The organism is Mesorhizobium sp. M4B.F.Ca.ET.214.01.1.1, from assembly GCF_004791545.1.
GTDB lineage: Bacteria > Pseudomonadota > Alphaproteobacteria > Rhizobiales > Rhizobiaceae > Mesorhizobium > Mesorhizobium abyssinicae.
In genome coordinates, this window is sequence record NZ_SRUX01000004.1 from 320,525 (window position 1) to 338,582 (window position 18,058).

An 18,058-nucleotide genomic window follows, 5' to 3' on the forward strand; every position below is an offset into this window, starting at 1 on the left:
TTTACCCGAGCCTCGCCCTGGCTTTCGCTGTCCAGGCATTGAACAGCCGGTCGGCGACGATGCCGATGAAGGCGATGGCCAGCCCCGCGACGATGCCGCGGCCGGAATCGGCCTTGGACAGCGCGATGAACACTTCCTGGCCGAGATCGCGGGTACCGACCATGGCGCAGATGATGATCATCGCCAAGGCCATCAGGATCGTCTGGTTGACGCCGAGCATGATCTCGGGCAGCGCCAGCGGCAGCTGCACGCGGAAGAAGGTCTGGCGCGGCGTGCAGCCCGAAACCTTCGCCGCCTCGATCAGCGCCGGCGGCACCTGGCGGATGCCGTGATTGGTGTAGCGGATCGCCGGCACCACCGCGAAGGCGATCGTCGCGATCATCGCGGTGACGTCGCCGACGCGGAACAGCATCACCACCGGGATGATGAAGCAGAAGGACGGCAGCACCTGCAGCGTGTCGATGATCGGCGTGACGATCTTCTCGAAGCGGTCGCTGCGCGAGGCGGCAAAGCCGATCGGAATGCCGATCAGGCATGAGATGAAGGCCGAGATGCCGCAGAGATAGACCGTCGCCATGGTCTTTTCCCACAAGCCCGTCACCGCGCAGAAGGCGGTCAGTGCCGCGACCAGCGCGGCAAGCCGCGCGCCGCCGAGCTGGTAGCCGGCAAGGCCGAGCAGGAACACGGCGCCGAGCCACGGGAAGCCCTCGCAGAAGGCGCGCACCGGATTGAGCACGTTGAGGATCAGCGCCACGCGGAAGGCCTCGATGATGTCGAAGAAATTGATCGTCACCCAGTTCACAGCCGCCTTCCACAAAGGCGCCGTGGTCAGCGTCATCGCTTTCGGCACCGCCGCGAAGCCGGGCACGAACAGGCTGAGCAGCGTGGTGACGACAAGGACGGCGACAGCCAGTGTCAGGTTGGGATAGCGCCGCCAGAAATGGAGGCCCGCCGCCCGATGCGTCTGGCCCATCGCGTGGTTGTGGGCGATCGCCTGGCTCAGCCGGTCGAGCGCGATGGCCAAGGCGACGATGGCGAGGCCGGCCTCCATCGCTTCGCCGACCTTCAGCGCCCTGAGCGCCAGGAGCACGTCATAGCCGAGGCCGCCGGCGCCGATCATCGAGGCGATGATCACCATGTTCAGCGCCAGCATGATGACCTGGTTGACGCCGACCATCAGCGTCGGCCGCGCCGAGGGCAAAAGCACACGCCACAGTTTCTGCCTGGCCGTGCAGCCGGCCATCTCGCTGAACTCGTCGATCTCGGACGGCACCCGCTGCAGGCCGAGCATCGTCGCCCTGACCATCGGCGGCGTGGCGAAGATGGCGGTGGCGATCATCGCCGACACCGGGCTGTTGCCGAACAGGAGCAGCATCGGGATCAGATAGGCGAAGGTCGGGATGGTCTGCATCAGATCGAGCGCAGGGGAGACGATGAGCCTTTCGGCCCATGGCTTGCGCCAGCCCCAGATGCCGACGAACAGGCCGGTGACGATGCAGAACGGCACCGCGATCGAGATCAGCGCCAGCGTCAGCATGGCGCTGGTCCATTGCCCGAACAGCGCGACATAGGCAAAGCAGCCGCCGACCAGCACACCCAACTTCCAGCCGCCGGCGGCGCGGCCGGCGAGGAACGCCGCAACGCAGACGCCGAGCCAGGACAGGCGCGGCAGCGTGAAGGCATCCGCGCCATGGCCGACCTTGAAGTTCTTGGCCAGAAGATCGAGCGCGAAGTCGAGCGGCACGCCAAGCACCGCCGTGATCGAGCGGGTCAGCCAGGAGAAGTTCGTCTTTATCCACTTCATCAGCCCGCCTATCCAGTCGGCGACCGGAATGACGGCGTCGGCCGGATAATTGACCGCCCAGGGCACTTTGTCCTCGAGCAGGAACACGACCAGCACTGCGGCAAGCGCCAGCGCCCAGATCGCCAGCCAGCGCTGGACCGGCGGTCTGGCTTCGCTGGCGCTCGCCGTTACCGTCATGCGCCGGCTCCGCTGCGCTCGATGCCGGCGAGCAGGTCGATCACCGCTTGCGGCGTCACTTCGCCGATCGGCTTGCCGCTGCCGTTGACGACGGCGAACGGCTTGCCGGCGGCGACGATACCGGCCGAGAAGCTGGCGATCTTCGCCTCCGGCGAGACCGTGCCGCCATGCTCGGCGCCGCCGCAAGCGCGCATCAGGCTCCTCGCCGAGATCACCTTGGCGCGGTCGACGTCGCGGGTGAACTCGGCGACATAGTCGGTCGCCGGATTGACCACCAGTTCTTCCGGTGTGCCGGTCTGGATGACCTCGCCATCCTTCATGATGGCGATGCGGTCGGCGAGCCGGATCGCCTCGTCGAAATCATGGGTGATGAAGACGATGGTCTTGTGCAGCATTGTCTGCAGCCGCATCAATTCGTCCTGCATCTCGCGGCGGATCAGCGGATCGAGCGCCGAGAACGGCTCGTCGAGGAACCAGATCTCCGGCTTGGTGGCGAGGCTGCGCGCGATGCCGACGCGCTGCTGCTGGCCGCCGGAAAGTTCGCGCGGATAGAAATGCTCGCGCCCGCGCAGGCCGACGAGATCGATCACCTCGCGGGCGCGGGCCTCTCGCGTCGCCCGGTCCTGTCCCTGGATGCTCAAGGGAAAGGCGATATTGTCGAGCACGTTGAGATGCGGCAGCAGCGCGAAATTCTGGAACACCATGCCCATGCGGTGGCGTCTGAGCTCGATCAGCGCCGCATCGGAAATCTTGAGCAGGTCCTTGCCTTCGAATTCGACCTTGCCATGGCTCGGCTCGACCAGCCGCGACATGCAGCGCACCAGCGTCGACTTGCCTGAGCCGGACAGCCCCATGATGATGAAGATCTCGCCCTGGCGGATCTCGAGGTCGACGGCGCGTACCGCGCCGACCAGTCCCGCCGCCGCGATGTCGGCGGGGCTCGCCTTGCCGGCGCGCTCGCGGATGAAGCTCGCGGCATTGGCGCCGAACAGCTTCCAGACATTGCGGCAGGCAAGCTTTATCGGGCGCGCATCCCTGGGCGCGCCGGCGGCCTGCGGTTCAGTCGCGTCGCTCATGCATTCGTCCTTCTGGAACGGGCAGTAGAGACCCGGCCATGCCCGGCCGGGTCTCGCAATTTCCAGTCGGAATGGTCACTGCGCCCAGGCCTTCCAGTCGGCCTCGTGGGCGGCGATCCAGGCGGCGGCGACCTCTTCCGGCGTCTTGCCGTTGAGGTCGATGTCGCCGCTCATCTTGTTGAGCTCGTCGGTGTCGATCGTATAGGCCTTGGCCACCTTGTAGGCGACCGGCCATTTCTCCTTCATGCCGCCCCACGCATATTTCCAGATTTCGCCATGCGGCTTGCCGCAGTCATATTTGGCGTCGGGGTTGGTGCCCCATTTGGGGTCGGTGTAGCACTCCGGCGTGTATTCGGGGAATTCGACCCACTCGCCCTTGTACTTGGCCGGCGCCCAGTGCGGCGAATAGATCCACAGCATGATCGGCGCCTTGCGCTGATAGGCGGAGTCGAGCTCGGCGAACATCGCCGCGTCGGTGCCGGCATGGATGACGGTGAAGGGCAGTTTCAGTGCCTCGACGCGCTCGTCGTCAAAGCCTTCCCAGGTCACCGGGCCGCCGAGGTAGCGGCCCTTCGGCGTTGTCTCGGCCGTCGAGAAGGCCTCGGCGCATTTCGGGTCCTTCAGCGCTTCCCAGTTGGGCAGGCCGGGGCATTTCTCCTTCATGTATTCGGGGAACCACCATTCTTCCTTGGCCTTCGGGCCGAGCTTGCCCAGCCGCTCCGTCTGTCCGGTAGCGTCGGAGGCCTTCATGGCTTCGCCGGCCGTCGTGTCCCAGAATTCGAGGCCGACATCGAGGTCGCCATTGGTGAGGCCGGTCGTCAGGCTGGAGAGGTAGTCTGCGGTCGGGTATTCGACCGTGTAGCCGAGCTTTTCGAGGATGCCGCCAAGAATCTTGGCGTTGAGGTTGACGCTGGTCCAGTCGAACAGGGCGATCTTGATTGGATCGCTGGATTCAGGCCCGGCGGCTTGCGCTGCCGGCGTCAGTGCGCTTGCCAGGGCAAGCGTTAGGGCTCCCATTGATGCTGTCGAAATCATGCTCCGAAGTGACATGCTTGTTCTCCTGTCAAGCTCTAGAGGATTATCGGTCGTTCCCTTCTTCTGGTCTTTTTATGATTGTGTTGGAAAAGCCGGTCGCTGCGCAAGCGCCCATCCGGCACTGAAGCCGGCGCGAAAGGGTGAAATGATGCCAGGATGAAGGTGCCGTGCGGAGCGAGGCCGCGTCATGGCCGCCCGTCGATGGCTGCCGGGGCAGTCATCCGCGCTTCGATCGCCGCCAGCGCGGCGCTCTTGAGCATGCGAGCCATCAGGGTCCCATGATCGAGGCCCGGCGCGCCATGCGGCGAGCCGAGGCCGTTTCACAGGATGAAATTATATATACCAAGGTTCATGTCGCGCAACGCACAAACGCACTGAGCGATGCGCAATCCGACAGCCTCAGGACATGATCAGGCCGCCATCGACATTGATGGTCTGGCCGGTGATGTAGGCCGCATCGTTGCTGGCGAGGAAGCTGACCAACCCGGAGACGTCCTCGCCGCTGCCGGCACGGCCCATCGGGATGTTCTTCACCCACTCCGCCATCAGCTCGCCCGGCTTGTAGTCGCCGAGCAGCTTGCCCCAGGCGGTGTCGTTATAGGCCCACATGTCGGTGTCGATGATGCCGGGGCAGATGGCGTTGACGGTGATCTTCTCCTTGGCCACTTCCTTGGCAAGGCTCTGGGTGATGCCGACGACGCCGAATTTCGAGGCCGCATAGTGCGGCGTGTAGATGAAACCCTGCCGCGCCTGGCCCGAAGCGGTGTTGATCAGCCGGCCGCCCTCGCCATGCTTGCGCATGCGCCCGATCGCTTCCTGGCAGCACAGGAACACGCCCTTGGTGTTCACCGCCAGCACCTTGTCCCACTCGGCCTCGGTCATCGCTTCGATCCTGGCGATGGTGATGACGCCGGCGTTCTGCACCGAGATGTCGACGCGGCCGAATTCCTTTTCGGCGAGGTCGTAGAGCGCCGCGACCTCGTCCCTCCTGGTGACGTCCATGCGCATCGAGGCAACCTTCGCGCCCGCCGCCTTGAGGCCTGCCGCGACCTCGTCCACGCGCGGATCGATGGCGCTGACCACGACCGCGGCGCCCTCCGCCGCGAAGCGTTTCGCCATCGCCGCGCCGATGCCGCCGCTGGCGCCCGTGACGACCGCCGTCTTTCCTTCAAAGCGCTTCTGCATCTTCTCTCCTACCAGCAGACGAAGCCGCCATCGACGATGAGGTCGATGCCGGTGACGAAACTCGAGGCGCGGGCCGCCAGGAACACGGTCGGTCCGACCATCTCTTCCGGCGTCGCCATTCGGCCCATCGGCGTGTCGCGCTTGAAGATTTTTATCTGCTCGGCCACCTCCGGCCGCTTGTTCATCGGCGTCAGCGTGTAGCCGGGGCTGACGACGTTGACGCGCAGGCCGCGGTCGGCCCACTCCATGGCGAGGCTTTTCGACATGTGGATCACGGCCGCCTTAGAGGAATTGTAGTGCGCCTGCGTCAGCCCGCGATTGACGATCGAGCCCGACATCGAGGCGACGTTGATGATCGAGCCCCTGCGGCGCGGCAGCATGACGCGCGCCTCGGCCTGGCAAGATAGGAACACGCCGCTGACATTGACGTCGTAGATCTTCTGCCATTTCTCCAGCGGCAGCGTCTCGGCGGGCTCGGCGCCGGCGATGCCGGCATTGTTGACGGCGATGGTCAGCGCGCCGAGTTCTTTCTCCAGGCGCTCGATCGCCGCCGACAGGTCGCTTTCGGAGGTCACCGAGCCAGTCAGCACCAGCGCCTTGCGACCGAGCGCGGATATCTTCTGCGCGGTCTCTTCCAGCCCGCCCTTCGAGCTGTGGCCGAAGCAGGCGATATCGGCGCCGGCTTCCGCGAGGCCGATGGCGATCGCCTGGCCGATGCCGCTGCCGGCGCCCGTCACCAGCGCAACGTCGCCGCTGAGATCGAATAGTTTGGTCATTGGTTCCCTCCTGCCGGCTTTCGCGAAATCAAAGGGCGCCAACACTTTGTTGGCGCCCCGCGCGGTCCGGTGCCTGGGAGGCTATCACCTGCTGCGCCAAGTTTCGATTCCCCGGGTTCCTCACGTCGATCTCAGCTTGTCGCTAGCTCCATCACCGCGACATTGCTGGCTTCGCCGCGCTCGAGGATGCCGCGCTGGCGGCCGCGGCTCAGCACCAGCACGCGGTGAGAGAGCCCCAGCACCTCCTCGAGATCCGAGCTCACCACCACCACCGCCATGCCGGAGCGGGCGAGGTCGGCGATGACGTCGTAGATCGCGGCACGGGCTCCGACGTCGATGCCGCGCGTCGGCTCGTCGAGGATGAACACCTTGGGTGGCCGTGACACCCATTTGGCGATGATCACCTTCTGCTGGTTGCCACCGGAAAGTTTCGAGACCGCCTGGTTGGGCTTGCCCTTGACGCCGAGCCGGGAGATGCCGGCCTCGGCGAATTTCTGCACTGCCTTGGGAAACACCCAGCCCTTCGGCGCGACATGGTCGAAATTGCCGAATGCCAGGTTCTCGCCGATCGTCTGCTCCAGCACCACGCCTTGCGCCTTGCGGTCTTCCGGCACCAGCACGACGCCGGCCCTGATCGCGGCGGCCGGGCCGTTGAGATGCACCGGCTTGCCGGCGACGTGCACCGCACCGGAAGAGATCGGGTCGGCGCCGGCGATCGCCCGCACCAGCTCCGTGCGCCCGGCGCCGATCAGCCCGGCGATGCCGAGGATCTCGCCTGATTTCACCGAGAAGCTGACGGCGTTGAAGCTCTTGTCCGGCGACGACAGGTTCTCGACCTCGAGCAGCGTTTCGTCGCGCGGCGGCGACAGCTTGGGGAACATGCGCTCGACGCTGCGCCCGACCATCTGCTCGACCACGGTGCGCACCGGGATGTCGGCACGCTCGTGCCGGGCGACGATGCGGCCGTCGCGCATCACCACCACGCGGTCGGCGATCTGCGCGATCTCGTCGAGGCGATGGCTGATATAGATGAAGGACATGCCCTCGGCCTTGAGCTTGCGGATCTGCTGGAAGAGCAGCTCCGTCTCCTCGCCGCCGAGCGCCGCGGTCGGCTCGTCGAGGATCAGGAGCTCGGCGTTCAGCGTCAGCGCCTTGGCGATCTCGACCTGCTGCTGGGCGGCAATGCGCAACGTGCGCACCTTGCGCTCCGGCGAGACGTCGAGGCCGAGGCGCTTCAACTGCGCCGAGGCCTTGGCATTCATGGTCGCGCGATCGATGCGGCCGCCGCGCATCGGCAGGCGCCCGACATAGACGTTCTCTGCCACCGACAGGTCCGGCAGCAGCTTCAATTCCTGATGGATCATGCCGACGCCGGCCTCGATGGCCGCGGCCGGATTGGCGGGAGAATAGGGCTTCCCCCGCCAGATGATGGTGCCGGCATCCGGCTTGGTCGAGCCGGCGATGATGTTGGAGACGGTCGACTTGCCGGCGCCGTTCTCGCCGAGCAGCGCCACGACCTCGCCCGGCCGCACCTCGAAGCTCGCATCGGCTAGGACCTGCACCGGTCCGTAGCTCTTGCAGAGCCCGTTGACGAAGAGCCCGTGATGCGGGCTTTCGCTGTGGCGAGGGTCGGAGGACATCGCGGCGCTGTCTCGGGTGCCTTACGGATGCTTTTCGATGAACTGCGCGACATTGTCCTTGGTGGTCAGCGTCGCTTCCTGCAGCTGCTCGGCAGGGATCTTCTCGCTGGCCACCAGCTTGATCGCCGCGTCGACGGCGAGCCGGCCCATGCCCTGGGTCTGCTGCGTGGCGGTGACGTCGAACACGCCGTCCTTCAAGGCCTTCAGCGCTGCGACGTCGCCGTCGAAGCCGGCAACCCAGACCTTGTGGCCGGGATTGGCGACCTTGACCGCCTGTGCCGCGCCCAGCGCCAGCGCGTCGGCCTGGCCGAAGATGATCGACACGTCGGGATGCGACTGCAGCAGGTCCTGCGTCAGCTTGAAGCCTTCGTCTTGGTGCCAGCCTTCGCTCCACAGCTCGCCGACCACCTTGATGTCGGGATAGGCCTTGAGCGCCTCGCCGCAGCCCTTCGAGCGGTCGACTTCCGGTGTCGTCCCCTTCTGGCCATGGATGATGATCATCTCGCCCTTGCCGCCGGCCTGCTTGGCGATGTAGTCGCACACGCCCTGAGCCGAGGCGACGCTGTTGGTGGCAATGAAGGTGTCGCCCGGCGCGCCGTCGGCGTTGCGGTCGACATTGACCACTGGGATGCCGGCGGCCTTCGCCGTCTTGGTCGGAACGGTGGCGGCGGTGGCGCCGGCCGGGATGTAGATCAGCGCGTCGATGTTCTGCGTGATCAGGTCCTGCACCTGGCTGACCTGGGTCGCCGAATCGCCCTTGGCGTCGACGGTGACCACATCGATGCCCTTCTCCTTGGCGTAGGCTTCGACCGACTGCTTGATCTGGTTGAAGAAGTCGGCCTGCAGGTTGGCGACGGCCAGCCCGAGCTTCTTGGCGTCCTTGGCCGAGGCCGCGTCGGACAGGCCAAGCAGCGGGACGATGGCCGCGGCGGCGAGCAAGAGTGAACGTTTGGTCAGCATGTTTTTCCTCCGTTGATATTCAGTATGTTCCGCCCGCGCACCACGGCGCCCCTTGGCCGAACGTTCCCAGTCTCGGATCGACCGATCCGTCCATCGCCCGGAGATCCGGGCGAATTCTCATTGCGCCCGGCTCCTCACTGCGATCTGCGGCGCCAGGTGTCGGTGGCGACGGCAAGCGCGATCACCACGCCGATCACCACCTGCTGGATGAAGGGAGAGACGCCGAGCAGGTTGAGGCCGTTGCGCAGCACGCCGATGATCAGCACGCCGACCGCGGTGCCGCCGATCGAACCGACGCCGCCCGAAAGGCTGGCGCCGCCGATGACCACCGCCGCGATCGTGTCGAGCTCGTAGCCCAGGCCGGAACTCGGCTGCACGGAATCGAGACGGGCGGCGAGCACGATGCCGGCGAGACCGGCAAGCACGCCGCAGATCGCGTAGACCCAGTTGGTCAGCGATTTGACCGGAATGCCGGACAGCCGCGCGACCTCGGCGCTGCCGCCGATCGCATAGAGGCTGCGGCCGGTGGCGCGGTAGTTGAGGAAGATGGCGAAGACGATCGCCAGCACGATCATCAGCCCGACGGTGACCGACAGGAAGCCGAAATGGCGGACGATCGACAGGTTGGTGAACCAGTCGGGGAAGCCGACGATCTGCGAGCCGTCGGTGATCATGTTGGCGAGGCCGCGCGCCACCGACATCATGGCGAGCGTCGCGATGAAGGGCGGCAGCTTGGTCATCGTCACCAGCAGCCCCGAGACGAGCCCGCAGAGGCCGGCGACGACGAGCGCCGCCACGACGCCCGCCGGCACGCCGAGATTGAGATAGTCGGGGTGGGCGATATAGCCCATCACCATGGCGGCCAGCGCCAGCACCGAGCCGACCGAAAGGTCGATGCCGCCGATCAGGATGACCAGCGTCATGCCGATCGCCATGATGCCGAGCACGGTGATCTGGTCGAGCACGTTGAGGATGTTGCGCACCGTCAGGAAGGTGTCGGTTGTCAGCGTCAGCGCCAGGCACAGAAGCGCGAGCCCGATCAGCGGCCCCATGGTTCCGGCGAACAGCGCCGAAAACTTCGTGCCCGTCGCGCCCTGCGCGCCGGCCGCGGCCTTCAGCTCGCTTGCATCATTGCTCACAGCCACCTTGTCTCCTCCGTCCGCGAACCGGCGATGCGCTGCCGTCCGCTCTTGTTCACCAGGCATCCTCCCTTGTGAACAATTTATCTTTGATATGCAATTTTGTTCAGCTAATCTGTTCATCAGAAAATTGTCAAGTGCCGCGGACGCATTCGGCGGCGGTTTGCGCCACCCGGCGGATTGGCCTAGGGAAGGCCAAGGGAGATGCGGAGGGGCACGAGGATGGCGGTGATCGAGAACGAGAAGGCCTCGCGCTTCCCGGATGCCGAGCTCAAGGCCCGCGCCGCCTGGCACTATTATGTCGAGGGCCTGACCCAGGAGCGCATCTCCGAGATCCTCGGCATCGGCCGCATCAAGGTGCATCGCATCCTCTCTGCCGCCCGTGAGGAAGGCGTGGTCCAGTTCCGTATCCGCGACAGCGTCGTCGAATGCGTGCAGCTCGAGGAAAGCCTGAAGCAGCGTTTTGGCTTGAGCCAGGCGGTGGTCGTGCCTTCAGCCGCCGACAGGACCAACGCGCCGCTGATGATCGGCCATGCCGCGGCAACCTATCTGGCCGACAACGTCAATCCCAGCGATGTCATCGCGCTGGGCTGGGGCCGAACGCTGAAGTTCGCCATCAACGAACTGCCCCGACGGCCAATCGCCAGGACCACGGTGGTTTCGATGCTCGGCGGTCTTACCCATGCGCAGCCGCTCAACCCGACCGAGAGCGCCTGGGAGTTCGCCGAGAAGATCGGCGCCGAATGCTATCTGCTGCCGGTGCCGGTCTATGCCGACAGGCCGGAGCAGCGCGATGCCTTCATGAGCCAGCGCAGCGTCCAGGACGTTGTCTTCCGCGCCCGGCGCGCCAACATCGCCGTGCTCAGCGTCGGCGCCTTCTCGGGCAATAGCCCGATCGCCAATTACGGCTTCATCAAGCCGAGCGAGCTCGAGGAATTGCAGGCGGCCGGCGCCGTCGGCGACATCCTCTGCTACTTCATCGACGCCGAGGGACGCCCCGTCGACCATGAGGTCAACCGCCGCGTCTGCGCCTATCCGCTGCAGGATCTCTCCGATATTCCGTCGATCATCCTGGTTTCGGGAGGACAGGACAAGGTGGCCGTCATGCGCGCCGCGCTTGCCAACACCAGGGTCTCGGTGCTGATCACCGACGAGGACGCGGCCAAGGGCCTGCTCAGTCGCTAGTCCAGCCGGCTAGAAAGTCACAGACCTTGGGGCGCCTCTCGTAAGACCAGTCTTTCAGCAGCACGGGCTTGAAATTTCCCTTGATCGGCCTGCTTTCTTCCAGGTCCTTGGAGACGGTGCCCTTGCCGGTGAGGTAGTTGATGTCGCAGTCGCCCTGGATCGTATCGACGGTGTCATCGGACGTCCGGTTCCCCCAGTCCCAGCTGCGGCTGTAGCCGCCGACCATGAATTGGCCGTGGCGATAGACGACGGTCAGCGTCTCTTCGGTCGATTTGCTGGCGCCGCAGCCGAAGCAGGAGGTGATCGCCAGCGATCCCTTGCCCTTGGCTTCGAGATCGATGATGCGGTCCTCGGTCAGCGCTTTCCTGACGAAGTCGGGTTTTCGCGAAGGACCGGGCTTTTCCGCTCCTGTCCCCAGATAGACGTAGAGCTCGGCTGGACCATCGTCCTGCATCACCACGGCCCGGTCCATCGTGCCGTCCTGGTCGATGTCGAGCGAAAGCTCGAACGCGGGTTTGTCGCCGGCAAGCGCCGGCACGGGCATTGCCGCCAGCGCAACAAGCCAGGCCGCATGATGAAGGGCTGTCGTCATGAGCAATCGTCCGCCGCGCGCCGGGAGCGTATCACCAGCAGGGCAAGACGCAATATGCGTCGGTTCACACAGATTTCATGCCGCGCCCAGCCGCGCGTGGATGTCGCGCGTCGCATGATAGAGGTCGCGGTAGATTGCCTTGCGCGCGCGATAGACCGGCACCAGCGCCTCGACCGGATCGACCTGTCTTGCCGGTGGCGCGGCCATCGCCTTGGCGGCGTCCTCCGGCGAACCGAACCATCCGATCGCCGAGGCCGCCAGCATGGCGGCACCGAGTGCGGCCGCCTCGTTGACCGGCGAAATGGAGAGCGGCCGTTCCAGCACGCTCGCCATGATCCGCATCAGCAACGTCGAATTGGTGCCGCCGCCGGCAGCGATCATCGCCTCTGCCTTGCCGGTCTGCGCCTCCATCGCATCGGTGGCGATCGCCTGCTCGAAGGCGATGCCTTCCAGCACCGCGCGGAAGAGATGTCTTGGCTCATGGTCGAGCGACAGGCCGACAATGGCGCCGCGCGCAGCACCATCCCAGTACGGGCTCATGACCCCGGCCCAGTACGGCATGACCAGCAGGCCGTCGCTGCCTGCGGGCACCTCCATCGCGGCCTTCTCCAGGATGGCGGCGGAGGGTGCACCGGTGGTGCGCACGATCCAGTCGACCAGCTGCATGCCCGAGCGCAGCACCGTCTCCAGCATGAAGCCGGAGCCGGTCGGTGAGACCAGCGTGCGGAACGCGTCCGATGTCGTGACCGTGCCGGAATAACTGCCGCTGACGACGCCCGAGCCCAGCGAGAGATAGCTCTTGCCGGGACCATGGACGCCCATGCCGAGGCCCATCGCCTGGCCGTCGCCGGCGCCGGCGATGATGGGCGTGCCGGCCTTCAGCCCCGTTGCCGATGCGATGATTTCGGAAAGCCCGCCGCAGGTTTCTCCCGGCCCGACCAGCTCCGGCAGATGCTCCGGCCGCAACCCGGCGGCCTCGACCAGGCGGGGCTGCCAGGTACCGGTCTTGATGTCGAGAAGGCCGAGGGGATCGGCGCTCGCGGTGCTGGTGACCAGCCGCCCGGTCAGCCGATGGACGAAGAAGCCATGCACGTCGACGAGTGCCGCTGCCTGGCCAAGCGCCTGCGGCCGATGTTCTGCAAGCCAGGCGAGCGCATAGAGCGCCGGCGTCGGATCCGGCGGCTTGCCGCTCCAGTCTCGGATCGCCTCGCGGCCGAGCTCGGCCGAAAGCCGCGCCACTTGCGGACGGGCGCGCTCGTCCAGCCACAGGATCGCCGGGATGAGCGGCTTGCCGGCAGCGTCGATCAGGGTGAATGTCTCGCGCTGGTGGGCGATGGAAATCGCCGCCACGCGCGAACCGCCGACCTTGCCTGCGACCTGCTTCAGCGCGGCAAGCAGCGCCGTCCACCAATGCTCGGCGTCCTGTTCGAAATGGCCGGGCGCAGGGTTGGACAGCGGGTAGGTTTCGCGCGCCTGGAACAGTTCCGCCCCGTTCCGCGCGAAAGCGATCGCCTTCACGGCCGTCGTCGAGGCGTCGATCCCGATTACGACATCGTCCATCAGGCGGAGATCCGGGATGTCAGGCGGCGTTGGTGACGAACCGTCCGTCCGACTGGTCGAGACGACGGCGGATCTGGGTTATCACCATCGAATCGTCGGGTACACAGTTTTCATAGGTGAGGAAGTCGCCGGCCTTCACTGGCTTCACCACCTTGGCGCGTTCGGCAAGCCCGAGCGGCAGTGCGCCCCTGGCACGCGCGTCCTCCCAGGTCATGGCGAAGCCGCGATAGTCGTTCTCGCCGATCATGCCGAGCGACTGGCCGGCGCCGAGGTTGCTCTTGGCGACCGCCACGGCTTCCGCCACCGGATGGTCGAGCGGCTCCATGTCGGCGCGCTTGTAGACCACGGCGCGCGCCGCCGACAGCGGCACTTCCAGGCTGGTCAGGTGATAGGGGCGGAAGATCGTGAAATAGGGGCCCTTGCCGACCTTGAGGTCGATCATGCGCTCCAGCACGCGCGGATGCCTGGTCTCGATGATGCAGAACACGCCGGGCGCCACGCCCTTGCCGATCGAATAGTCGACCACGCCCTTGCGATGCAGCACGCCGCCATCCTCGCGCGGACAGAGCACGTTGGCGAGTTCGTCAAGCGTCGCGGTCGGGCCGTGCATGCCCGGCACGTCAGGCACCAGGCCGGTGGCGTTGGCGATCGCCACCATCTCGATCGCCGTCTTCGAGCCGTCGACGAACTCGACCAGCATGCGCGCGTTCATGTTGCGCTCGCTGGCCTCCTTCTCGTAGTCGGCCGGCACGGCGTCGAACTTCAGCGGATTGTTCTTGCCCTTGCCGGCGGCGACTATTGTGAAACCAAGGCTCTTGGCAAAGCCGATGATCTCCAGCGTGCAGGCAGGCTCGTCGCCGGCGGCGCCCGTGTAGACGACCCCGGCCTTGCGCGCTTCTTCCTTCAGGAAACGGCCGATGGTGATGTCGGCCTCGACATTGAGCATGACGATATGCTTGCCGTTCTTCATCACTTCGAGCGCGAACAGCGTGCCGATGTTGGGGTTCCCGGTGGCGTCGATGATGACGTCGATGCGGCCGGCGGCAGCAAGCGCATGCAGATCCTCGGTGACGGCGATCTTGCCGGCCTCGATGGCACGGTCGATGGCAGAGGCGTTGGGCGCCTGGACGATGTCGGAGAGGTCATGGCCGGCAAGCAGGGCCGCGTCGATCGCCGCTTGCGGACGCACCTCGGAAATGGCGCCGATGCGCATGCCCGGCATAAGTGCTACCTGAACGACGATGTCGGTGCCCATCTGCCCGGCGCCGGCGAGACCGATGATGATCGGCCCCTGCTTTTCAGCGCGCTGCAGGAGTTCCGCTGCGAATTGCGGATGGGACATGTAGCTTCCTCCGGTCCTTGGCGCGCCGCTGCGCCGGGATGATTATCATGAACATTCCTATTTCCAATTGAAAAATATTTCAACCGGCATTTGGGCAGATGCTGCGGGAATCCGATTTGCAGGCGCCGGTGCAGCGGCAATGCCGGACCTTCGATGTCGGCAGGGCGCTTTCGTGAGGGATTTTGTCGGGCGTTTTGGCCAAAATCGACGCCTTCAGCACGAATAGTGCTGAGTGTCTGAACAAGCGCTCAACCTGGAACCGGCGTCGCCGATATGCGGCGGATCTTCATCTTCAGCCGCCGATCTCGAAGAACGGTTTGCCGAGCAGGTCCGGCACCACGTCGATCCCGAGGCCAGGCCCGTCGGGGATGCCCATGCGGCTGCCGGTCACCGGCGGTTTGTTCGAGGCGGTGCGCACCGTCACCCATTCGTGGAAGGCGATGGCGTGCAGCCGCCGCTCCTCCGGCGTCGACAGCGACAGATGCGCCATGGCGGCCGTGTCGATCTCTGCGCCGCCGGTGTCCTCGACCGTGATCATGAAGCCGAGGTCGACTGCGACGTCGCGGATCTGCCGCGTCCTGGTGACGCCGCCCAGCCGCGAGATCTTCAGCGTCAGCCCGTCGGCCGCGCCCCGGCGGTGAATTTCCAGCATCTCCTCCAGCGAGGTGACGGATTCGTCGAGCACCATCGGCTTGTCGAGCATGCGGCGCACCGACATGTTCTCGTCGAGCGTCGTGCAGGGCTGCTCGAACGTGTAGTCGATGGCGCGCGTCGCATCGGCGAACTGGCGCGCCTGGTAGGGTGTCCAGCCGGCATTGGCGTCGCAGAAGATCACCGTGCCCTTTGGTACGGCGGCGGCGACCGTCGTCACGCGCTCGATGTCGTCGCGGACATTGCCGCCGACCTTGACCTGCAGCCGTTGGTAGCCCTCGGCGACGATGCGCCTGGCGAGCGCGGCCATCTGGTCGAGCGTGCCGTGCGTGACGACCCTGTAGAGCTCCGCCGTCTCGCTCTCGCGGCCACCGAGCATCGTCACCAGCGGCACGTCCGCGGCGCGTGCCGCGAGGTCCCAGCAGGCCATGTCGAACGCCGACTTGATGTAGGGATGACCCTTGAACACCGTGTCCATCAGCCGGCCGATGCCGGCAAGGCCGCGCGGATCCTGGCCGATCAGATGCGGCGCGATTTCCGGCACGCCCGCGCGCGTTCCCGCCGGAAACGCGGCCGAGTAGAAATTGCCGAGCGGCGCCATCTCGCCCCAGCCCGTCACGCCGCTGTCGGAGGTGATGGCGACGATCACCGCGTCGAAGCAGTCGGCGACGCGCCCCTTCGACATCCGGTAGGGCCCGTCCACGAAGGGCTGCACGACATGGTAGGCCTTGATGCTCTTGATCTTCACGTTGTCGTCCACTGTCTGCGGGATTGGTCAGGCGCCTTTCGAGGCGCGCTTTTCGAGGCTGCGCGCATAGGCGAGAAGCTCTTCGAAATCGAGGTCGATATGCTCGCGCGCGTGGCGTTGGGCGGCGCGCATGTCGTTGCCCTTGAGCAGCGCCACATAGGTCTCGTGTACATCCTCCGCGGGCACCGGCTCGGCGCGCGCCTGCTGGTGCAGCGCGAAATACATCTGCAGCCGGCTGGTCAGGCGCTGCCAGGTTTCCAAAAGCACGGAATTGTCGGCCCATTCGTAGATCAGGCCATGCAATTGCAGCGCCGTCTCGATCTGGCGCGTGGTGTCGAGCGCACGCGTCGCCTGCTTGACCGTCGCGTGGCGGCGGTCGAGCTCGTCGAAGAAGCGCTGGTCGCGCAGCGGCCAGGTGCACTCGATGGCGAATTCATCGAGCACCTTGTTGAGCGAATAGGCGTCGATGATGTCCTTGGCGGTGACATCGATGACGAAGGTGCCGGCGTAGGGAATGCTGGTCAGGATGCCGTCCTGGACCAGCTCACGCATCGCTTCGCGCAGCGGCGCGCGGCTTACCCGCATCTGTTCGGATATCCTGAGCTCGTTGAGCTTCTGCCCCGGCTCCAGCTGGCCGGTCAGGATGGCGCGCCGCAACAGCGCAACGATCTCCGCCCTGCGCGTCGTATCCGCGATCGGACTGAAATCCAGCTTCGCCATGCGCCCACTCCGGATGAACCATCGGAAGACAAACAGATTGTCGACAATCTAACAAGAGGGCAATTTGCGAATTCCGAAATTTCTGTCGATGGCTCAGGCCGCGCGGCAATCATGGCCGGGGCCGATCTCGAAGCGGGCCGCCTGATCGCGCTGTCGTCGGTCTCGGTGCGCCTCGGCCAGCCCTATTGCGCCTTCATGCTGCCGGCAAAGGCCGAGCGTGCCGACATCGCCGGGCTGGTCGCCTTGCTCAACAAAACGGCGCCCTCGACGTGGGAGTCGAGGGCGCCGCGGGACCGGGACTGATGGGGGTTATCAGCTGGCCGGTTTTTGTTGCGGCAGCGGCGAGACGGGCATGCCGGGGCCGATCTTCTGCAGGTTGCCGGTAATCACCTGGTCGCCCTCGGCGACGCCGCTCAGGATGGCCACCTGGTCGCCATTGACCGGGCCGAGCGACACCATGCGCTGGTCGACAGTATTGCCCTTGCCGACGACGTAGAGGTACTTGCCGAGCTGGCTGGAGCCGAGCGCCACCTGCGGGACCATCAGCGTGTCGGGCTGCTCCTTCACATGCAGCCGGACGCGAACATACTGGCCGGGCAGCAACGAGAACTTCGCATTGCCGATCGTCGCCCGCGCCGTGATGGTGCCGGTCGAATGATCGATCGTGTTGTCGATGAAGGTGAGCTCGCCCTTCTGGCTGGGTTCCGTCTGACCCGGCAACAGAACATCGACGGCGATCGGGCCGGCCGCCTTGGCCGCCTCGATCTCAACCAGATCCGTCTCGCTCGGATTGAAGGTGACGTAGATCGGATCGAGCTGCACCAGCGTGTTGAGCACCGTGCCGGCGACGCTGACCAGCGTGCCGACCGAAGCCTGGTTGCGGCCGATGCGCCCCGGGAACGGCGCCTTGATCTCCGCATAGCCGAGGTTGAGCTCGGCGGTGCGGAGCGCCGCCCTGTCGACCGCAAGCGCCGCCTCGGCCGCGCGCAAGGTGCTGGTGCGCTGGTCGAAGCTGTCCTTGGCGAGGTAGCCGCTCTTGGCGAGCTCGGTGCCGCGACCGAGATTGGAGCGCGCGTAGTCGAGCGTCGCCGTGTCACGCTCGATCTCGGCCTGCGCCTGGTCGAGTGCGGCCTGATAGTCCTGCGGCGCGATCCGGTAGAGCAGGTCGCCCTGCTTGACGTCGCTGCCGTCGGCGGCAGCCTGCTCCTGCAGGTAGCCGGGCACGCGGGCCTGCAGCGTGATGCTGCGGATCGACTCGACGCGCGCGGCATAGTCGAGATAGATCGGGATGGTCTTCTTGACGACGTTCACCACCGGCACCGGCATCACGAAGGCCGCCGGCGCGGGCGCTGCGCCCGCCGTGCCGGCATTGAGGCTCAAGCTGCCCATGTCGAGCAGATGGACGCTGGCCATCGAAATTGCGCCGAGCGCCACGGCCGTTCCCAAAGCGATTTTCCATTTACGCATT

The 18,058-nt window shown here is 65.8% G+C and carries 16 protein-coding genes; 2 read left to right on the forward strand and 14 right to left on the reverse strand.

Annotated features, from left to right (window positions below; genetic code table 11):
• Window position 1: 1 nt before the first annotated feature.
• From EN857_RS10720 to EN857_RS10755, 8 genes are all read right to left on the reverse strand, one after another.
• A complete protein-coding gene (locus EN857_RS10720) occupies window positions 2-1,981 on the reverse strand; it encodes an ABC transporter permease subunit (protein WP_128346174.1) in 1,980 nt (659 codons plus the stop codon).
• Window positions 1,978-3,057, reverse strand: a complete 1,080-nt coding sequence (locus EN857_RS10725) for a glycine betaine/L-proline ABC transporter ATP-binding protein (RefSeq protein WP_127393903.1) — start codon at window positions 3,055-3,057, stop codon at window positions 1,978-1,980. The genes EN857_RS10720 and EN857_RS10725 overlap by 4 nt, the downstream gene beginning before the upstream one ends.
• A 75-nt stretch (window positions 3,058-3,132) precedes the next feature.
• Window positions 3,133-4,107 carry an ABC transporter substrate-binding protein gene (locus EN857_RS10730; RefSeq protein WP_127393902.1) on the reverse strand — a complete coding sequence of 325 codons (975 nt, stop codon included), beginning with the start codon at window positions 4,105-4,107 and terminating at the stop codon, window positions 3,133-3,135.
• A 384-nt stretch (window positions 4,108-4,491) separates the two neighbouring features.
• Window positions 4,492-5,277: an SDR family oxidoreductase gene (locus EN857_RS10735; RefSeq protein WP_127310446.1), complete on the reverse strand. Its 786-nt coding sequence runs from the start codon at window positions 5,275-5,277 to the stop codon at window positions 4,492-4,494.
• A gap of 8 nt (window positions 5,278-5,285) precedes the next feature.
• The gene (locus EN857_RS10740; RefSeq protein ID WP_127310447.1) at window positions 5,286-6,053 is read right to left on the reverse strand and encodes an SDR family oxidoreductase; all 768 of its coding nucleotides are present in this window, start codon (window positions 6,051-6,053) and stop codon (window positions 5,286-5,288) included.
• A gap of 131 nt (window positions 6,054-6,184) precedes the next feature.
• Complete coding sequence (locus EN857_RS10745) at window positions 6,185-7,693, reverse strand: sugar ABC transporter ATP-binding protein (RefSeq protein WP_127393982.1); 1,509 nt, start codon at window positions 7,691-7,693, stop codon at window positions 6,185-6,187.
• 21 nt (window positions 7,694-7,714) lie between these two features.
• Window positions 7,715-8,653, reverse strand: a complete 939-nt coding sequence (locus EN857_RS10750) for a sugar ABC transporter substrate-binding protein (protein WP_127282596.1) — start codon at window positions 8,651-8,653, stop codon at window positions 7,715-7,717.
• Between the two features lie 134 nt (window positions 8,654-8,787).
• Window positions 8,788-9,798: an ABC transporter permease gene (locus tag EN857_RS10755; RefSeq protein ID WP_187331217.1), complete on the reverse strand. Its 1,011-nt coding sequence runs from the start codon at window positions 9,796-9,798 to the stop codon at window positions 8,788-8,790.
• A 216-nt stretch (window positions 9,799-10,014) separates the two neighbouring features.
• On the opposite strand from EN857_RS10755, the gene EN857_RS10760 reads away from it, so the two are divergent.
• Window positions 10,015-10,977: a sugar-binding transcriptional regulator gene (locus tag EN857_RS10760; protein WP_135858532.1), complete on the forward strand. Its 963-nt coding sequence runs from the start codon at window positions 10,015-10,017 to the stop codon at window positions 10,975-10,977.
• Here EN857_RS10760 and EN857_RS10765 read toward each other — a convergent pair.
• The 5 genes from EN857_RS10765 to EN857_RS10785 form a co-directional block, all read right to left on the reverse strand.
• Window positions 10,967-11,569: a hypothetical protein gene (locus tag EN857_RS10765; protein WP_127282598.1), complete on the reverse strand. Its 603-nt coding sequence runs from the start codon at window positions 11,567-11,569 to the stop codon at window positions 10,967-10,969. The two genes, EN857_RS10760 and EN857_RS10765, sit on opposite strands and share 11 nt — an antisense overlap.
• A gap of 75 nt (window positions 11,570-11,644) precedes the next feature.
• Window positions 11,645-13,129 (reverse strand): FGGY family carbohydrate kinase, encoded by a 1,485-nt coding sequence (locus tag EN857_RS10770; RefSeq protein ID WP_127393929.1) that lies wholly within the window; start codon window positions 13,127-13,129, stop codon window positions 11,645-11,647.
• A 19-nt stretch (window positions 13,130-13,148) separates the two neighbouring features.
• The gene (locus EN857_RS10775) at window positions 13,149-14,471 is read right to left on the reverse strand and encodes a homoserine dehydrogenase (protein ID WP_127287316.1); all 1,323 of its coding nucleotides are present in this window, start codon (window positions 14,469-14,471) and stop codon (window positions 13,149-13,151) included.
• Between the two features lie 292 nt (window positions 14,472-14,763).
• Window positions 14,764-15,870 carry a mandelate racemase/muconate lactonizing enzyme family protein gene (locus EN857_RS10780; RefSeq protein WP_127394050.1) on the reverse strand — a complete coding sequence of 369 codons (1,107 nt, stop codon included), beginning with the start codon at window positions 15,868-15,870 and terminating at the stop codon, window positions 14,764-14,766.
• A gap of 27 nt (window positions 15,871-15,897) precedes the next feature.
• The gene (locus EN857_RS10785; RefSeq protein ID WP_127394051.1) at window positions 15,898-16,590 is read right to left on the reverse strand and encodes a GntR family transcriptional regulator; all 693 of its coding nucleotides are present in this window, start codon (window positions 16,588-16,590) and stop codon (window positions 15,898-15,900) included.
• A gap of 111 nt (window positions 16,591-16,701) precedes the next feature.
• Here EN857_RS10785 and EN857_RS10790 point away from each other — a divergent pair, with 111 nt between their 5' ends.
• Window positions 16,702-16,893, forward strand: a complete 192-nt coding sequence (locus EN857_RS10790) for a hypothetical protein (protein ID WP_245493438.1) — start codon at window positions 16,702-16,704, stop codon at window positions 16,891-16,893.
• Window positions 16,894-16,902: 9 nt separating this feature from the next.
• On the opposite strand, the gene EN857_RS10795 is transcribed toward EN857_RS10790, so the two are convergent.
• Window positions 16,903-18,057 carry an efflux RND transporter periplasmic adaptor subunit gene (locus EN857_RS10795; protein ID WP_127393688.1) on the reverse strand — a complete coding sequence of 385 codons (1,155 nt, stop codon included), beginning with the start codon at window positions 18,055-18,057 and terminating at the stop codon, window positions 16,903-16,905.
• Between the last annotated feature and the right edge of the window lies 1 nt (window position 18,058).

Coding starts and splice junctions, on each gene's coding strand:
- EN857_RS10720 (WP_128346174.1), bottom strand. CDS start 1,981: ATGACGGTAACGGCGAGCGCCAGCGAAGCCAGACCGCCGGTCCAGCGC.
- EN857_RS10725 (WP_127393903.1), bottom strand. CDS start 3,057: ATGAGCGACGCGACTGAACCGCAGGCCGCCGGCGCGCCCAGGGATGCG.
- EN857_RS10730 (WP_127393902.1), bottom strand. CDS start 4,107: ATGTCACTTCGGAGCATGATTTCGACAGCATCAATGGGAGCCCTAACG.
- EN857_RS10735 (WP_127310446.1), bottom strand. CDS start 5,277: ATGCAGAAGCGCTTTGAAGGAAAGACGGCGGTCGTCACGGGCGCCAGC.
- EN857_RS10740 (WP_127310447.1), bottom strand. CDS start 6,053: ATGACCAAACTATTCGATCTCAGCGGCGACGTTGCGCTGGTGACGGGC.
- EN857_RS10745 (WP_127393982.1), bottom strand. CDS start 7,693: ATGTCCTCCGACCCTCGCCACAGCGAAAGCCCGCATCACGGGCTCTTC.
- EN857_RS10750 (WP_127282596.1), bottom strand. CDS start 8,653: ATGCTGACCAAACGTTCACTCTTGCTCGCCGCCGCGGCCATCGTCCCG.
- EN857_RS10760 (WP_135858532.1), top strand. CDS start 10,015: ATGGCGGTGATCGAGAACGAGAAGGCCTCGCGCTTCCCGGATGCCGAG.
- EN857_RS10765 (WP_127282598.1), bottom strand. CDS start 11,569: ATGACGACAGCCCTTCATCATGCGGCCTGGCTTGTTGCGCTGGCGGCA.
- EN857_RS10770 (WP_127393929.1), bottom strand. CDS start 13,129: ATGGACGATGTCGTAATCGGGATCGACGCCTCGACGACGGCCGTGAAG.
- EN857_RS10775 (WP_127287316.1), bottom strand. CDS start 14,471: ATGTCCCATCCGCAATTCGCAGCGGAACTCCTGCAGCGCGCTGAAAAG.
- EN857_RS10785 (WP_127394051.1), bottom strand. CDS start 16,590: ATGGCGAAGCTGGATTTCAGTCCGATCGCGGATACGACGCGCAGGGCG.
- EN857_RS10790 (WP_245493438.1), top strand. CDS start 16,702: ATGGCCGGGGCCGATCTCGAAGCGGGCCGCCTGATCGCGCTGTCGTCG.
- EN857_RS10795 (WP_127393688.1), bottom strand. CDS start 18,057: ATGCGTAAATGGAAAATCGCTTTGGGAACGGCCGTGGCGCTCGGCGCA.